Annotated in this window: 15 protein-coding genes; 6 read left to right on the forward strand and 9 right to left on the reverse strand. The window is 68.5% G+C overall.

Translation table 11 applies throughout. The features are described 5' to 3' along the window. The first annotated feature begins 33 nt into the window (after window positions 1-33). The 5 genes from VF592_RS07305 (at window position 34) to lptG (ending at window position 5,891) form a co-directional block, all read left to right on the forward strand. Window positions 34-276 (forward strand): acyl carrier protein, encoded by a 243-nt coding sequence (locus VF592_RS07305; RefSeq protein WP_331004955.1) that lies wholly within the window; start codon window positions 34-36, stop codon window positions 274-276. Continuing rightward, complete coding sequence (gene spt, locus VF592_RS07310) at window positions 273-1,535, forward strand: serine palmitoyltransferase (protein WP_331004956.1); 1,263 nt, start codon at window positions 273-275, stop codon at window positions 1,533-1,535. The genes VF592_RS07305 and spt overlap by 4 nt, the downstream gene beginning before the upstream one ends. Window positions 1,536-1,582: 47 nt before the next feature. After that, the gene (locus VF592_RS07315) at window positions 1,583-3,520 is read left to right on the forward strand and encodes an ATP-binding protein (RefSeq protein ID WP_331004957.1); all 1,938 of its coding nucleotides are present in this window, start codon (window positions 1,583-1,585) and stop codon (window positions 3,518-3,520) included. Between the two features lie 83 nt (window positions 3,521-3,603). Beyond that, the gene (lptF, locus tag VF592_RS07320; RefSeq protein WP_331004958.1) at window positions 3,604-4,797 is read left to right on the forward strand and encodes an LPS export ABC transporter permease LptF; all 1,194 of its coding nucleotides are present in this window, start codon (window positions 3,604-3,606) and stop codon (window positions 4,795-4,797) included. Then, window positions 4,794-5,891, forward strand: a complete 1,098-nt coding sequence (gene lptG / locus VF592_RS07325) for an LPS export ABC transporter permease LptG (protein WP_331004959.1) — start codon at window positions 4,794-4,796, stop codon at window positions 5,889-5,891. The genes lptF and lptG overlap by 4 nt, the downstream gene beginning before the upstream one ends. A gap of 4 nt (window positions 5,892-5,895) precedes the next feature. Here lptG and VF592_RS07330 read toward each other — a convergent pair whose 3' ends face one another. After that, the gene (locus VF592_RS07330; RefSeq protein WP_331004960.1) at window positions 5,896-6,996 is read right to left on the reverse strand and encodes a fatty acid desaturase; all 1,101 of its coding nucleotides are present in this window, start codon (window positions 6,994-6,996) and stop codon (window positions 5,896-5,898) included. Window positions 6,997-7,119: 123 nt separating this feature from the next. On the opposite strand from VF592_RS07330, the gene VF592_RS07335 reads away from it, so the two are divergent. After that, window positions 7,120-8,277 (forward strand): N-acetyltransferase, encoded by a 1,158-nt coding sequence (locus tag VF592_RS07335; protein ID WP_331004961.1) that lies wholly within the window; start codon window positions 7,120-7,122, stop codon window positions 8,275-8,277. Window positions 8,278-8,319: 42 nt separating this feature from the next. Here the strand turns inward: VF592_RS07335 and VF592_RS07340 are convergent, their stop codons facing one another. The 8 genes from VF592_RS07340 to VF592_RS07375 form a co-directional block, all read right to left on the reverse strand. Beyond that, entirely contained in the window at window positions 8,320-8,571 is a 252-nt protein-coding gene (locus VF592_RS07340) for a hypothetical protein (protein WP_331004962.1), read from the reverse strand. A 169-nt stretch (window positions 8,572-8,740) separates the two neighbouring features. Then, a complete protein-coding gene (locus tag VF592_RS07345) occupies window positions 8,741-9,544 on the reverse strand; it encodes a transporter (RefSeq protein WP_331004963.1) in 804 nt (267 codons plus the stop codon). A 44-nt stretch (window positions 9,545-9,588) separates the two neighbouring features. Then, window positions 9,589-10,359 (reverse strand): exodeoxyribonuclease III, encoded by a 771-nt coding sequence (gene xth, locus VF592_RS07350; protein WP_331004964.1) that lies wholly within the window; start codon window positions 10,357-10,359, stop codon window positions 9,589-9,591. A 1-nt stretch (window position 10,360) separates the two neighbouring features. Then, on the reverse strand, window positions 10,361-10,699 hold the full coding sequence (locus VF592_RS07355) for a HesB/IscA family protein (RefSeq protein WP_331004965.1): 339 nt from the start codon (window positions 10,697-10,699) through the stop codon (window positions 10,361-10,363). Window positions 10,700-10,757: 58 nt separating this feature from the next. Continuing rightward, window positions 10,758-11,486: a M23 family metallopeptidase gene (locus tag VF592_RS07360; RefSeq protein ID WP_331004966.1), complete on the reverse strand. Its 729-nt coding sequence runs from the start codon at window positions 11,484-11,486 to the stop codon at window positions 10,758-10,760. A gap of 224 nt (window positions 11,487-11,710) precedes the next feature. Then, the gene (locus VF592_RS07365; protein ID WP_414714173.1) at window positions 11,711-12,196 is read right to left on the reverse strand and encodes a peroxiredoxin; all 486 of its coding nucleotides are present in this window, start codon (window positions 12,194-12,196) and stop codon (window positions 11,711-11,713) included. After that, window positions 12,189-14,801: a bifunctional [glutamine synthetase] adenylyltransferase/[glutamine synthetase]-adenylyl-L-tyrosine phosphorylase gene (locus VF592_RS07370; RefSeq protein WP_331004989.1), complete on the reverse strand. Its 2,613-nt coding sequence runs from the start codon at window positions 14,799-14,801 to the stop codon at window positions 12,189-12,191. The genes VF592_RS07365 and VF592_RS07370 overlap by 8 nt, the downstream gene beginning before the upstream one ends. A gap of 373 nt (window positions 14,802-15,174) precedes the next feature. Beyond that, complete coding sequence (locus tag VF592_RS07375) at window positions 15,175-15,813, reverse strand: sigma-70 family RNA polymerase sigma factor (RefSeq protein ID WP_331004968.1); 639 nt, start codon at window positions 15,811-15,813, stop codon at window positions 15,175-15,177. Window positions 15,814-15,859: the final 46 nt, after the last annotated feature.

Below are 15,859 nucleotides of genomic sequence, written 5' to 3' on the forward strand. Positions count from 1 at the left end.
TCCCGCCGCATTCCCCGGCCAAGGACCTTCATCATGACTGACCGCCAGACCATTCTCGACACTATCACAACCCAGATCGAACCCTTCAACAAGAAGGGGGTCGCGGTGACGGAGGCGACGACCTTCCAAGGCGATCTCGAATGGGACAGCCTGACCGTCATGGATTTCGTAGCGGCGATCGAGGACGAATTCGACATCGTCATCACCATGAACATGCAGGCCGAGATCGAGACGGTCGGCCAGCTGGTCGATGCCGTCGGCAAGCTCCGCCCATGACCGAGACCGGCCTCCAGCCCGAGACGCTCGACCTTGATCCGCCCCCGGTTTCCGCGGCACGCGACCTGTTCAGCAAGTTCGATCCCCTGATCGCCGAGCGCGAGGCCTTGCTGACATCGGGCGTACGCGATCCGTTCGCGATCGTCATGGAGGAGGTGCGATCACCGACCGAGGCGGTGATCCAGGGGCGCGAGACGATCCTGCTCGGCACCTACAACTATATGGGGATGACCTTCGACGCCGACGTGCTCGCGGCGGGCAGGCGCGCGCTCGACGCCTTCGGGTCGGGCACCAACGGCAGCCGGATGCTCAACGGCACCTTTCGCGACCATGTCGATGCGGAGGAGGCGCTCAAGGAATTCTACGGCGCGCGTCACGCGATGGTGTTCTCGACCGGCTACCAAGCCAATCTGGGCATCATCTCGACCATCGCGGGCAAGGGCGAGTACATCATTCTCGACGCCGATAGCCATGCGTCCATCTATGATGGCTGCGCCCTCGGCAATGCGGAGGTGGTGCGGTTCCGGCACAATTCGGTCGAGGATCTCGACCGGCGCCTCGGCCGCCTGCCCCGCGAGCCGGGGAAGCTCGTGGTGCTGGAGGGCGTCTACTCGATGCTCGGCGACATCGCCCCGCTCAGGGAGATGGTTGCAGTGGCCCGCAGGCACGGTGCGATGGTGCTCGTCGACGAAGCGCATTCGATGGGGTTCTTCGGCCCCAATGGCCGCGGCGTGTACGAGGACCAGGGGCTGGAGGGCGAGGTCGATTTCGTGATCGGCACCTTTTCCAAATCGGTCGGCACGGTGGGCGGCTTCTGCGTGTCGAACCATCCCAAGTTCGAGGTGATGCGCTTCGCCTGCCGGCCCTATATCTTCACCGCCTCCCTTCCGCCCTCCGTTGTTGCCACCGCCGCGACCTCGATCCGCAAACTCATGACCGCGCACGACAAGCGCGCGCGCTTATGGGCCAATGCGCGCCAGCTTCATGACGGGCTGACCGCCATGGGCTTCGCGCTCGGCACCGCCAGCCCGGAATCGGCGATCGTCGCGGTAATCTTGGAGGATCAGGTTCAGGCGATCGCGATGTGGCAGGCGCTTTTGGAAAATGGCGTCTATGTCAACATGGCGCGGCCGCCCGCGACTCCTGCGGGCACCTATCTCCTGCGCTGCTCCCTTTGCGCCGAGCACCGGCCGGACCAGCTCGCCCGCGTGCTCGACCTGTTCCGGGAGACGGGCAACGCGCTCGGCGTGATCGGCTGATCTTCACCGTCTTTTAACCCTTCCCGGCTTGTAGTATCGCTGTGGATATGGACGGCGAGGCTGGGGAGCTTGAGCCTCTAGGGGGCGGTCCGCCTTGGCGGACGATCACGCTGATCGCGATGGCGGTCCTGGGCGTGGTTACCCTTGCCGCCTTGATCTTCACCGTCGGGGCGGCCAATCGCGAGCGCGACCGCGCGCTCGTGGCGCAGGGCCGCAGTTATGACGTGATGATCGTCGCGCGCACCCTGGCGGGAACGATCGCGCGGTCAGAGGCGTCGCTCGGCCGTTACGTGATCTCGACCGACCGTTCGCTTGGGCAGCTCTATTTCGACGAATGGCGGTCGGCGGCGGCGCAGATCAATTATCTCGATCGGCTGACCACCAGCGATGCCGATCAACAAGGCCGGATCGACGCGCTTCGCCGCGCTTATAACGATCGCGGCGCCGAGCTGTCGATGATCGCGCTGTCGACCAGATATGGCAAGAACGGTCAGGCGCTGGCGCGTTATCACCAGGCGCGCAACGCGAGATCGTTGCGCGTGATCGACCGCTCGCTGAGCCGGATCATCCGCGGCGAGCGTCAGATCCTGGATCGCCGGACCACGGCGGCGATGCTGCTCGTGGAGCGCTCAACCGCCGCGGCGGTCGGGCTGGCGGTGTTCGGCGGAATGCTCGTGCTTGGGGCGGTGCTGCTCGGCTGGTACACGGTGAGTACACTGGGCGAGAGCGCGATCGCGCGCGCCGAAGCCGATGCCGCCCAGGCCCGCGCCGACGAGCTCGCCACCGCCGTCCGCGTCGCGACCGACGAACTGCGCATCCAAGAGGCCAAACTTCGCCAGGTTCAGAAGATGGATGCGGTCGGGCAGCTCACCGGAGGCATCGCGCATGATTTCAACAATATGCTCGCGGTCGTTCTTGGTGGACTCGAACTCGCGCGCCGCAACCTGGGCAAGGAATCGGCCGCGCGCCACCTCGACAGCGCGACCGAGGGAGCCGTCCGCGCCGCCGCGCTGACGCGGCGGTTGTTGGCGTTTTCGCGGGAGGAGGCGCTCAAGCCCGAACCTGTTGATCCGGGGGCGCTGGTGGCAGGCATGTCCGACCTGCTCGACCGGACGCTGGGCGATGCGGTAACGATCCGGGTGCGCGACGAGGCGGCCGGCTGGCGGACCCATGCCGACCGGGTGCAACTGGAGAACGCGCTTCTCAACCTGGCGGTCAATGCGCGCGATGCGATGAACGGGCGCGGCGATCTGACGATCGTCACCGGCACCGCCACGCTGGGAGCGGGGGCGGTCGGCCAGTGCGCGGGCGGGGAGTATGTCACCTTTGCCGTCACCGACAGCGGCTGCGGCATGGCGCCCGAAGTGGCGGAACGCGTGTTCGAGCCCTTTTTCACGACCAAGCCCGTCGGCAAGGGCACGGGGCTCGGACTCAGCCAGATCTTCGGTTTCGTCCGCCAACAGGATGGCGAAGTCGGCATCGACAGCGCACCGGGCCGGGGCACCACCGTCACCCTTTATCTGCCGCGGCACCTGGGCGAGCGGGCGGCGGAGCTGCCTGTCGAGCCGCCGCCCGAGGCGGTCGCCCCCTCCGCGACGCTCAAGGTGCTGGTGGTCGAGGACGACCCGCGCGTGCTCGCGGCCACGATGGGGGCGTTGGACGAATTGGGGCATGTCGGCATCGCGTGCGACGATCCCCTCCGGGCGCCCGGGATCGTGGAACGGGACGGCGACATCGAGCTCGTCATCTCCGACGTGCTGATGCCACGCCAGACCGGGCCGGAGATGGTCGCGGGCCTGACCGCGCGCTTCCCCGGCCTCGCCATCCTGTACGTGACCGGCTATGCCGGCGACGCCGGCGGCGCGAACGAGTTCGGCGGGCATCATGTGCTGCGCAAGCCGTTCACGCTGAGCGCGATCGAACGCGCCATCACCGCCGCCATGGCGGATCGCGCGGCGTTTCCCGAGCAGATCGCCGCCGAATAGCGCCCCGCGCGCCGGGATATTAGGCGTGGCGCCCCCGCCCCCCCTTCCCTATAGCGACGGCCTTCCGCCATGGCCGAACCCGCATGAAATCGATCGATCGCTACATGGTCCGGCTGATCGCGGTGCCGTTATTCTCGACGCTCGTGATCGCGGCGATGCTGCTGGTCCTGGACCGCATGTTGCGCTTGTTCGATTTCGTCGCGACGCAGGGCGGACCGGTCAGCGTGGTGTGGCGGATGCTCGCCAACCTGCTCCCCGAATATCTGGGGCTGGGCATCCCGATCGGGCTGATGCTGGGTGTCCTGCTCGCCTTTCGCCGACTGGCGACCACGTCGGAGCTCGACGTGCTGCGCGGCGTCGGCATGAGCTATGGCCGGCTCCTCCGCGTGCCTTATTATTACGCGATCACGCTCGCGGCGCTCAACCTCGCCATCGTCGGCTATGTCCAGCCGATCGCGCGTTATTATTATGAGGGGCTGCGCTTCGAATTGCGCACCGGCGCGCTCGGCGCGTCGATCAAGGTGGGCGAGTTCACCCATTTCGGCGACAGCATGACGCTGCGCATCGAACAAAGCCGCGACAAGGGGCGCGAGCTGAGCGGCATCTTTGTCCATTACGACAATCCCAAGGGCGCGAGCTATTCGGTCACCGCGCGCCAGGGCCAGTTCCTGGCGACCGACGATCCCAACACCATCATCTTCCGGCTGACCGACGGAACGCTGATCCAGGGCGACCCGAAATTCCGCGCGCCCCGCGTCCTGACCTTCAGCGCGCACGACCTGCCCATACCGCTGCCCCGGTCCGAGCGGTTCCGCGTGCGCGGTGGACGCAACCTGGAATTTACCCTGCCCGAACTCGCGCGCCTGGGTCAGACCGCCGCGTCGGAGGCGCAGCGCGCGTCGTCGCGATCCGAATTCCATTTCCGCATCGTCGAGGTCGCGACCATGTTCCTGCTACCGATGCTGGCGGTCGCGCTCGGCGTTCCGCCCAAAAGGTCGACCTCGTCGCTGGGCGTCTTCATGGGGGTCGTGCTGCTGGTCACCTATCACAAGATCAATGAATATGCCGCATCCTTCGGCGAACTCGGGCGCGTCGATCCGGTGGTCGCCCTCTGGGGCCCGTTCGCGATCTTCGCGGCCTTGGTCGTGTGGATGTTCCACACCGTCGCCTATGTTCCCGGCGGCCAGCCGATCGGCGCGCTGGAGCGCGTCTTCTCCAAGGCGGGGTCGGCGATCGCGCGTCGCGTGCCGGGCCGATCGCGGCGGGCGGCGGCATGAGCCTGCTGCGCATCTTTCCGTCGCGGGTCGTCGCCTGGTATATGGCGCGCATGTTCCTGGTCAGGACGTTCGGCATCACCTTCACGCTGGTGCTGATCCTTCAGGCGCTCGACCTGCTGAGCGAGACGGGCAACATTCTGGGGGTCCCCGGCAACGGCCAGACGGAGGTGCTGCGCTATGTCAGCCTGCGCGCGCCGCAGATCACCGCCTTCGCGCTGCCCTTCTCCGTGCTGCTCGGCACCATCCTGACCCTGATTACGATGAACCAGAATAGCGAGATCGTCGCGCTCAAGGCGTCGGGCCTGTCCGCGCACCAGGTGCTGGCGCCGCTGCTGATCGCCAGCTTGGGGGTCGCGATCTTCTCCTTCGGGTTCAACGAGCGGGTCGTCGCCCGCGCGACCGCGACGCTGGAAGCGTGGAAGCGGGTCGATTACCGCGCGCTGCCGATCGACCGGGGCGACCGCACCAATGTGTGGGTGCGCGAGGGCGACGACCTGATCGAGGTGACGCGCATCACCGGCCGCGGCGACGCCGCGCGGCTGACCGGCATCGTCATCTACGACCGCGAGGGCGGCTCGCTCCGCTCGACGATCAGCGCGCCCGATGGCGTCCGCGCGGGCGATGGCTGGCGGATCGCGCCCGCCGAGCGCTTCGATGTCGCGACGGGCAGGCTGAGCGCGCTCGGGTCGATCGTGGTCGCGCGCGGGGTGCGCCCGGACCAGTTCACGCTGGCCACCGTCAATGCCGACGGGCTTCCCTTTCGCGCGCTCCGATCGGCGATCCGCGACCTGGACGATGCGGGCCGGCCCACCCAGGCGCTGGAAAGCGCCTTGTGGCACAAATTGTCGGGACCGTTCTCGTCGGTGCTGATGCCGCTGCTCGGCGCGGTCGCCGCGTTCGGGATCGCGCGGTCGGGCAAATTGTTCATCCGTGCGGTGATCGGCATGGCGCTCGGCTTCGGCTATTTCGTCGCCGACAGCTTTGCGCTCGCCATGGGCAATCTGGGCGCCTATCCGCCCTTCCTGGCGGCCTGGGCACCGTTCCTGCTCTTCTTCCTGATCGGCGAGGCGGTGCTGATCCGCACCGAGGAATAGGGGCTCAGCGCCGCCCGAAGCTGCTCCGTACCAGGCGTCCGAGCAGGCCCGGCAGCCCCTCATAGCTCGCCTTGTGATAGGGCGAATGGACGTCCACCACCGCGGAGATGCGGCGATGCGCCTCGCCCAGGTTGTGATAGGGCAGGCCGGGCAGCAGATGGTGGAGCGCGTGGTAGCGCAAGCCGACCGGCGCCCAGAGCGCGGGCAGCAATGTCGGCGGCGGCACGTTGACCGAGTCGAGATACTGCGCGGTGACCGACATGACCTCGCCGTCATTCTCCCACAGATGCGCCACCAAGGTGCGCACCTGATTGATCACCGTCACGGCGGACACGACGCCGAGGAAGATCGCGAAGGCGCGCAGCGGCACCACACCGGCGGCGACCGACGTCAGTATCGCGATCGCCCACAGGCTGGTCGCGATTTCCAGCCGGGTCCATTGCGCCTTGGCCTCGCCCTCGGGGCTGCGGCGACGGAATTGCGGGTTGATCGCCAGCGCCGACAGTCGCTCCACGACGAAGCGGCGCATCCCCGGCACGACGAAGGACAAGGGCGTCAGCACGGCATAGCGCAGCAGCAGCCCGATCGGCGCGAGTGCCGCGACGAGCACGAACACCGGAACCGTCCAGGGCTTCATCAGCGCCAGCGGCAGATATTCCGGATCCTCGACGGTGCCGTAGCGCATCTTGGCATGGTGGAGATTGTGCACGCCTTCATACATGAAGGACGGCACCATCAGCGGGACGCCGACCAGCGCGTTCCAACCGCCGCGGAAACCGGGCAGCGCGGTGTGCTTGATGTGGCTCAGCTCGTGAATGAAGCTGCCGGCACGATAAAGGGCGAGCACCGCGACCAGCCCCGCCGCGATCGCCCAACCGACCGGCCTAATCAGCATGGCCGCCGCGAGCGCGCCATAGCCGACCGCGACCGAGGCGATCAGGTCGCCCCAATAGACGGCGGCACGCGGCGCGTGGAGATCGCGCGTCAGTTCGGCCGCGGTCCGCAGCATCGCCTTGTCGTCGGTCACGCGCTCGACGCGCGCACGCGGTTGGGCGCCGACAAAGGGTGACGCGCCGCCGCGCCGGAGGGAAAGGGTGCTGGTCATGGCAGGCTGCATTGTCATGACATAGTGGCGCCATCGTGGCGATTACAGGGGGTCGCCCCCGCTTGTCCCGGTCGTCCGAGCGGGTAGAGGGGGCGAATGACAGCGGTTCGGGACGCCTTCAGGATGAACAACAGCGACGTCACGATCCGCCCGGTACGGAGCGCGCGCGACCGGCGGCGCTTCGTCGATCTGCCTTTTCGCCTTTATCGCGACGATCCGAACTGGGTGCCTCCGCTGAAACGCGAGGCGCTGGGGCTGATCACGCCCGCGAAGAATGGCTGGTTCAGCCATGCGGAGGCGTGCCTGTTCCTGGCGGAGCGCGGCGGCGCCGTCGTCGGCCGCATCTCCGCGCATATCGACACGCTTGCGCTCACCATGCCCCCCGAACAGGGATTCGGCCCCGGCGTCGGGCAATGGGGCCTGTTCGAGGCGGAGGATGCCGGGGTCGCCGCCCGTCTGATCGTAGCGGTGGAGGCGTGGCTGCGCGATCAGGGCATGACGCGCGCGCTCGGCCCGATCAGCATGTCGATCTGGGAGGAGCCCGGCCTGCTGATCCAGGGTTTCGATCACCCGCCCACCGTCATGATGGGCCATGCCCGGCCCGAATATCGCGGCTGGATCGAGGGCGCGGGCTATCACCCGGTCAAGCAGCTCTTCACCTACGAACTCGACATCACCCGGCCCTTTCCCCCGCTGGTCCAGCGCATCGTCAAATCGGGCGAGAAGAATCCGCGCATCCGTATCCGCACCGTCGACAAGGCGCGCTTCGACGAGGAAGCGGCGTTGATCCTGCGCATCCTCAACGATGCCTGGGCGGACAATTGGGGGTTCGTGCCGCTGACCGAACCCGAGATCGCCGATGTCGGCGTGAAGCTGAAACCCATCGTCTACGAGGACCTTATCCGCGTCGCCGAACTTGACGGGCGGCCGGTCGCGTTCATGATCACCCTGCCCGACCTGAACGAGATGCTGAAACCGCTCGGCGGCTCGCTCCTGCCATTCGGCTGGGCCAGGCTCCTGCGGTGGCTGCGCCGGCCCAGGGTGCGCACGGTGCGGGTGCCGTTGATGGGCGTGCTCAAGGAACTGCAATCGACGCGGCTCGCAAGCCAGCTCGCCTTCATGCTGATCGAGACGATCCGCGCGGCATCGGTCGCCCGATATGGCGCTTCGCGGGCGGAGATCGGCTGGATCCTCGACGACAACCAGGGAATGCGGTCGATCGCGGACGCGATCGAGTGCAGCGTCAACAAGGTGTACCAGATCTACGCCCGCGACCTTTGAGCGCGAAGCGGTCGCGGCGGACCCACCGCCGCGACCCGCTGTTCACCGGCCCGCCGCGAGCGGATCGAAGCCATTGGCCAGCCACTCGTCGCGCGTGCGGCAGGTCTTGCGCGCGATGCGGGAGCTGGTCATCGTTCCCATCACGCAATAGCGTACTTGCTTGGATCGCACGGCGGGGCTCTCGGCCTGAGCGGGTATCGCAGCCGGGGGCGAGCCGCGCGTCGGCTCGGGGCGGGCATTCGCGACGGGCGCCGCGGCGGCGGCGATGATGGCGGCGAAAACGATGCTGTTCACGGCTTTACCCTTTCGGTTGCACGCGGACAATCCCGCGAGCAACCGTGTCACTGCACTAATGATGCCAAACACCTGCCGGTCGTATAATCAACGACTTACACCGACTTGGCCCTCTGTACCGGTAGCATAACACACCTATTTCCGGCGAGATCGGCCAGATCGCGGCGTGCTAGAACAGGAAAGCCGCGCCGGTCAGGAGGCGCAAATCGGGCGAGCTCCGGTTCAGCCCGGCCGCCGCGAACAGGTCGACCTGCAGCCCCTCGCGCGGCTGGAACACGAGCGAGAGCGCGCCGAGCGCGAGGGTCGAGCCGCCCGCCGGATCGTCGTCGCGCCCGATCTGGACCTCCGCGACCGTGCCGAGCCGGTCGGTGAGCGCGTACCCGATGCCGAATGCCGCGCTATAAGCGGGGTGACGACCGTTCCCGTCGCCATCGACCGCAGCGTCGAGCTCGGCCGTCATCGCCAGGCCGACGCGGGGCGACAATTCGTAGTTGACCGGCACGACGACGCCCCCGCCCCAGTCGCCCGCGCCGATCCGATCGCGCCCGGCGGGCAGGCGGACGAACGGTTCGATCGCGATCGAAAGCCCGGAACCGTCCGGGTTGCGCAGGTTGCGTCGCAGCCCGAGCCGGACATCGCCGATCCCGTCGACCGTCGACACGCGACCGGTCGCCTTGTCGCGGACTCGCGCATGTCCATAAGGCGTCCAGCTGAACTGCACCTCCGTGCGCGGATCGACGCCGATGCGCGCCTGGAAATCGCCGAACAGCACCGAATCCTCCCGCGTGTCGGCGCCGTCGTCGCGCTGCCAGTCGATGCCCGACACCTCGACCAACAGGCGCCCGGGGTCGACGGTACAGGAGGACGCGCCGAGATCGGGGCGGTTGGGGCAGAAACGTGGAGGACCGGCCTGCGCCCATGCGGGGGAGGCCGTCAGGAGCGCGACCGCGCCGAACCACCGCTTCGCCATCATCGCTCCCGTCGTCTCGGCCGACCGGCCGGCCTTGCAGGGCCAGTCTAGCGCAACCGTACCCAGGTCGGGGCGTGATCGCTCGCCTTTTCGCGGGCGCGGTGCGCCTTGTCGACACCCGCGCCGAGCAGCCGGTCGGCGACGGACGGGCTCAGGAGCAGATGGTCGATCCGGAAGCCGGCGTCGCGCGCCCACGCGCCCGCCTGGTAATCCCAAAAGGTCCACACCCCGCCTCCGGGGGCGCGGGTCCTGAGCGCGTCGGTCCAGCCCTGGGCGAGGAGGCGCCGATAGGCCGCGCGGCTTTCGGGCTGCATCAGCGCGTCCTCGGCCATGGCGGCGACCGAATAGCTGTCGTCGTCATGGGGGATGACGTTGTAGTCGCCCGCCAGCACCGCCGGCGCCTCCGCGTCGAGCAACCCGCGCGCATGGGCGAGCAACCGCTCCATCCAGCGCAACTTATAGTCGAATTTCGGGCCGGGCCGGGGATTGCCGTTGGGCAGGTAGATCGACCCCACCACCAGCCCGTCGACATCGACCTCCAGATACCGGCTCTGCTCGTCCTCCGGCTCGCCGTCGAGCCCGTGGCGGCGCAGTACGGGGTCCCGACCGCGCGCGAGGACAGCGACGCCGTTGAAGCCCTTCTGCCCATGCCACAGCCCGCCATAGCCCGCCGCGCGGACCTCGGCTTCGGGGAAGGTCTCGTCGGTGGTCTTCAGTTCCTGGAGACAGACGATGTCCGGCTGCTCCTCGGTCAGATACTCGATCAGGCGCGGCAGCCGTGCCTTGATGCCGTTGACGTTGTAGGTGACGATCTTCACGTCAGATCGCGAAGCTCGACCCGCATCCACATCCGCTCGCGGCGATCGGGTTCTCGACCCGGAAGGCCGCGCCGCCCAGCGACTCGACATAGGTCACCTGCGCGCCACGCACGAGGTCCAGGCTGACGCTGTCGACGACCAGCCTGACCCCGTCGGTCTCCGCCACCGCATCGTCCGGCTCGGCGGCGTCGGCGAACCCGAACCGGTATTGGAAGCCCGAACAGCCGCCGCCGTCGACCGACAGGCGCAGAATGGCCGGGCGACCCTGTTTCGCCGCGATCGCCGCGACGCGCCCCGCAGCGGCAGGGGAAAGCGAAATGTCGGGCGAGAGACTGGTCATGCCCGCGAGATAGGCGCGCAGGCCGACAGGGGCAACATGCGCCCCGCCGCCGAGGCGACTAGTCGAGCGACGGCGGCACGTCGGCGGAAATCGGCACGACATGGACCGAGCGGTCCTGCGCGGCGAGCAGGTAGTTGGCGGTGGTCAGGAACGGCACGGGATTAACCGCGCGGCCGTCGATCCGAACCTCATAATGAAGGTGGCTGCCGGTCGAACGGCCGGTCGAGCCCATCAGGCCGATCAGCTGCCCGCGCTTCACCCGCGCGCCCGCCACGACGAGCAGCTTGGACAGGTGGCCGTAACGCGTGGCGATGCCCTTGCCATGATCGAGTTCGACGAGGTTGCCATAGCCGCCCCGACGATCCGATTCGGCGACGATCCCGTCGGCTGTGGCGTAGATGGGGGTGCCCAGCGGGCCACGGATATCGACGCCGGCATGCATCGCCGCCGTGCCCCGGAACGGGTCGGAGCGGATGCCGAAATTGCTGGTGTAATCCATCCGCGCGACGGGCTGGACGGACGGAATGGCGATCTGGCCGATGCTGCTCGGCCCCTGCCCGCCATCGAGCTTCTTCCAGGCACTGAAGAGCGAGCGGAAGTTCCGGTCCGCATTCAGATCGGAGGATGCCTCCGCGCTGCCGGCGGCGATCAGCGGACCGCCGGTCTGGGCCGACGCCCGTCCCGCGGAGGACTTGGCGGCGGGCTCAGCGGCGAACGCCTGGGCGGCGCCGATCGTGGTCAGCAGGACGGCCGCGACAATCCGGCCCGAAATCATGTGCTTGTTCATCAAACCCCGGCAGCTTTCGCTCGCCGACACACCGCGGATGCGGGATGTCGGCCCCCAAAACACCGTCTGATACGCAGCCCCTCCGCGCCCCAAGACAATCAGGGGTGTGTCCGAAGTCAGTTAACAACCGCAATAGAAGCGGAGCCGAACCGGGTCGGACCGCCGCCGGGGCGCGGCGAACCGTTGATCGGGCCAAAGGTTCCAGCCCATTTTCACGATTCGACTCAGCGCAGCGGACGGGCGGGGCCGGCCTCGCCGCCCGTCTTGGCGGCGGCGAGCACCGCCTGGGCATGTCCCGGCACCTTCACCTTGCGCCACGACTGGACGAGCAGCCCCTGCGCGTCGAACAGGAAGGTCGACCGTTCCAGCCCCATATATTTGCGGCCGTACATCGACTTCTCGACCCACACCCCGAACGCGTCGCTCGCGGCGCCGCTCTCGTCGCTGAGCAGCCTGGTCCGCAGATCATATTTGGTCGCGAACCTGCCATGGCTGGCCACGCTGTCCCGCGAAACGCCGACCACCTGGATTCCCGCGGCCTCGAACTCGGACGCCAGCGCGGTGAAGTCCTGCGCCTCGCGCGTGCAGCCCGACGTGTCGTCCTTGGGATAGAAATAGACAATCGCCCACCCTCCCACGAGCGAGCGGAGCGGAACGGGCCCATTCTCGTCCGCCAGGGTCACATCGGGTATCGGCTCGCCCTTATCCATCATCACCTCCCACTCGTCGCCAGAATCCGATCACCTCCTGACGGGTGCGATCGAACTCGGCAACCGCCGCGGGCCAGTCGGGCAGGCGCAGCGCGCGGGCGATCACGTCGCGGGTGCCGACCGCCGGCTCCCGCGCATCGGGCGCGAGCAGGCGCGCGGCGACCAGGATGCGGGTGAGCAGGTCATGCGCGGCCACCATGCCGCGAGGCGCCAGACCCTGCGCGACCAGCGCGTCGATCGCCCGACCGAGATGCGGCTCGAATCCGGTCAGCGCGGTCAGCTGCACCACATGGACCGCGAATTCGAGGTCGACGAGCCCCCCGGCGAGCAGCTTGGCGTCGAGCGGTCCGCCCGCGGGCTTGTGTGCGCGCAGCTCGGATCGCATCGCCCGCGCATCGGCCCGGATGTCGCGGCCGGGCCGCCCGCCCGCCAGCACATCGGCGACGATCGCCCCGACGGCCGCCCGCGCGCGCGCCGATCCGTGGACGACGCGCGCGCGGGTCAGCGCCATATGCTCCCAGGTCCATGCGTCTTCGCGCTGATAGCGCTCGAAGCTGTCGACCGACACCGCCAGCGGCCCCTTGCCCCCCGATGGCCGGAGCCGGGTGTCGACGGGATAAAGCGGCCCCGTCGCGGTCGCGACGGACAGCGCGCCCGTCACCCGCTGCGCCAGGCGGTTGAAGTACAAGGTCGCGCCCAGCGGCTTGGCGCCGTCCGACTCGGCGTGGAAATCGCCGGTGAACAGATAGACAAGGTCCAGGTCGGAGGCATGAGTGAGCAGCCCGCCCCCCATCCGCCCGAGCGCGACCACGACGAGCTCGCCGCCGGGAACCTGCCCATGAGCGCGCTCGAACTCCGCGGTCGTGCGCGCGGCCAGGGTCGTGATCGCCGCCTCGGCGACGCGTGCATAGCCCTCGCCCACCGCCAACGGGTCGGCCGCGCCCGCCACGATCTGCGCGCCGAGGGCGAACCGCGCCTCCCCCACCACCGCGCGGACATGATCGAGCCGCGCCTGGTAATCGCCCGCCGGATCGCCCGCCATGCGTTCGCCCGCCATCCGCTCGCCCAGGGAGCTTACCGATCCGACCGGCTCGAACGCGCTCGCGTCGACCAGCCCGTCGAGCAAGGCCGGCCGCCGCGCGAGTTCGTCCGCCAATGGCGCCGCATGGCTTAATATGGCGACGAGAAGATCGGCGAGCGCCGGCCGCGCCTGGAGCAGCCGCAACAGGTTCACCGCGCTCGGCAGCCGTTCGAGAAGCCGGTCGAGCCGGATCAGCGCGCCCTGCCGGTCGGGCGCGCGGGCGAGCGCGGCCAACAGGCTCGGCAGCACGTCTTCGAGCGCGTCCTGCGCCGCCGAGCTGCGAAGCGCCGGATAGGTCCCCGCCCGCCATCCGGCGATCCGATCGACCGGCTGGCCCGGATCGTCATAGCCCGCCTGCGCCAGCGCGCGGCCCAGCGCATCGAGGTCGCGCGGCAGCCGCGCCGAGGGCTCGTCCTCGACCGCGTCGTAGATCGCCCCCACACGCTCGACATGCGGCGCAAGCAGGTCGAGCAGGGCGCGCGCACCGGCCAGCCCGTGGAGCCGCGCGACCCGATCGAGCGCGTCGCCCATGGGCAGGGCATGGGTCTGGCGATCGTCGATCATCTGGACGCGGTGCTCGATCGTGCGCAACAGCGTATAGGCGTGCGCCAGATCGTCCGCCTCGCCGGCGTCGATCCGGCCCGCCGCCGCCAGTCGCGCCAGCGCGTCGCGGGTCGCGGGCGCGCGCAGGGCCGGTTCGCGCCCGCCATGGATCAGCTGGTGCACCTGGGCGAAGAACTCGACCTCGCGAATGCCGCCGCGCCCACGCTTCAGATCGAATCCCGGCCCGAAGCATTGACCCTGGGCATGATGGTCGCGGATGCGCCGCGTGATCCCGCGTATCTCGCCGATGGCGCCGAAATCGAGCGAGCGTCGCCACACGAAAGGCTGGATCGTCCGCAGGAACCGTTCGCCCAGCGCGCGGTCGCCGGCCGCGGCCCTGGCCCGGATGAACGCCGCACGCTCCCAGGGCAGCGCGAGGCTTTCATAATAGGCGATGGCCGCGTCCACGGGGATCGCGATCGGCGTCACCTCGGGCGACGGGCGCAGCCTCAGGTCGACGCGCAGCACATAGCCGTCGCGGTCGCGCGTCTGCAGGAGGTCGATCACCCGCCGCCCGATGCGGACGGCGGCGTCGCCCGGCTCCTCGCGCGCACGACATGGCAGGGTGGCGGGATCGAACAACAATATGGGATCGATGTCGGAGGAATAGTTGAGTTCGCCGCTCCCCTGCTTGCCGAGTGCGATCGCGACGAAACCGACGGGCTCCGCGCCGGGCGTCCGCTCGGCGATGGCGGCGCGGATCGCCAGGTCGAGCGCATGGTCGGCGAAGTCGGTGAGCGCGGCCGTGACCTGGCCCAGATCCCAGGCGCCCGACAGATCGGCCAGCGCGACCGACAGCGCCAGCCGATTTCGCGCCAGCCGCAGACGCCGCGACGGCGGCGCGTCGCACGCGTCGACCGCGAAGAAAGGAACGGCTTTGCCCGACCCCAATGCCCGAGCGATGTCGGGATCGCGGTCCATCAGCCCCGACAGGAAGGGCGAACAGGCCCGCGCACAGGCCACCACGACCGCGAAATCCGCCTCACGACCGGCGAAGACATCACCGATCCTTACGCTAGCGCAACGACAATATTCATCTAAATCAGTATAGTTGGGGAAACGATCAGGGTTCTCCGACGTTTCCGACGACATGATGACTATCGCATCCGGAACCGACGAACGACCCGAGGGCGGCTACGCCGTTCGCCGGCCGCTCGTGACCGATGCGATCGGGGGAGCGTTACGCCGCAGCTTCGACCACATGTCGACCTTGCCGGAAGACATGCGCCGATCGGTGGAGCGGCTCGACCGACTGCCTCGACTTCATGGTTTTTGAGGCGAGGCATCGGACCCGTCACCGTTCCCGGCTGAGTTCGTCCACCTCGCCCATGATGGTGTCGAGCGCGGTCTTGTTGACGTCCTGGGCGTGATCGCGGCGTGACGGCAGGGCGCCGTTGGTCAGCAACGCTTCCAGCGCGACGCGACCGCGCGCGACGCGGCTCTTGATCGTCCCGACCGCCACCTGACAGATCTCGGCCGCCTCTTCATAGGCGAACCCGCCCGCGCCGACCAGGATCAGCGCCTCGCGTTGCGGTTGGGGCAGATGCAGCAACGCGCGCTGCATGTCGCCCAGCTCCACATGCCGGTCCTGGCTCGCCGGCGCCGCGAGAATGCGGTCGGCGACCAGATCGTCCCACTCGCCCTTGAATCGCGCCCGGCGCATTTGCGACAGGTACAGGTTGCGCAGGATGATAAAGGTCCAGGCGCGCATGTTCGTGCCCGCCTGGAACCGCTTGCGCGCCGCCCAGGCCTTGAGCAACGTCTCCTGGACCAGGTCGTCGGCCAGGTCGCGGCTGCCCGACAGCGAGCGCCCGAACGCGCGCAGGTGAGGGATCACCTGCGCGAGTTGGGTCTTGAACTCGGGGTCCGACAGCGAGACATGCTCGACCGGCTCGGCCGAGGGAAGCTCGTCCCGCGCGACAGCATCCGTCATGTAGATCCGATCATCCCCCTAGCGAGCCCAGGCGCCCAGCGTCCGC

This window comes from Sphingomonas sp. (assembly GCF_036388435.1).
Taxonomy (GTDB): Bacteria; Pseudomonadota; Alphaproteobacteria; order Sphingomonadales; family Sphingomonadaceae; genus Sphingomonas.

Bases quoted from the DNA above. Each gene is read 5' to 3' on its own strand.
- VF592_RS07305 (WP_331004955.1), top strand. From the start codon at position 34: ATGACTGACCGCCAGACCATTCTCGACACTATCACAACCCAGATCGAA.
- spt (WP_331004956.1), top strand. From the start codon at position 273: ATGACCGAGACCGGCCTCCAGCCCGAGACGCTCGACCTTGATCCGCCC.
- VF592_RS07315 (WP_331004957.1), top strand. From the start codon at position 1,583: ATGGACGGCGAGGCTGGGGAGCTTGAGCCTCTAGGGGGCGGTCCGCCT.
- lptF (WP_331004958.1), top strand. From the start codon at position 3,604: ATGAAATCGATCGATCGCTACATGGTCCGGCTGATCGCGGTGCCGTTA.
- lptG (WP_331004959.1), top strand. From the start codon at position 4,794: ATGAGCCTGCTGCGCATCTTTCCGTCGCGGGTCGTCGCCTGGTATATG.
- VF592_RS07330 (WP_331004960.1), bottom strand. From the start codon at position 6,996: ATGACCAGCACCCTTTCCCTCCGGCGCGGCGGCGCGTCACCCTTTGTC.
- VF592_RS07335 (WP_331004961.1), top strand. From the start codon at position 7,120: ATGAACAACAGCGACGTCACGATCCGCCCGGTACGGAGCGCGCGCGAC.
- VF592_RS07345 (WP_331004963.1), bottom strand. From the start codon at position 9,544: ATGATGGCGAAGCGGTGGTTCGGCGCGGTCGCGCTCCTGACGGCCTCC.
- VF592_RS07355 (WP_331004965.1), bottom strand. From the start codon at position 10,699: ATGACCAGTCTCTCGCCCGACATTTCGCTTTCCCCTGCCGCTGCGGGG.
- VF592_RS07360 (WP_331004966.1), bottom strand. From the start codon at position 11,486: ATGAACAAGCACATGATTTCGGGCCGGATTGTCGCGGCCGTCCTGCTG.
- VF592_RS07365 (WP_414714173.1), bottom strand. From the start codon at position 12,196: ATGGATAAGGGCGAGCCGATACCCGATGTGACCCTGGCGGACGAGAAT.
- VF592_RS07370 (WP_331004989.1), bottom strand. From the start codon at position 14,801: ATGGACCGCGATCCCGACATCGCTCGGGCATTGGGGTCGGGCAAAGCC.
- VF592_RS07375 (WP_331004968.1), bottom strand. From the start codon at position 15,813: ATGACGGATGCTGTCGCGCGGGACGAGCTTCCCTCGGCCGAGCCGGTC.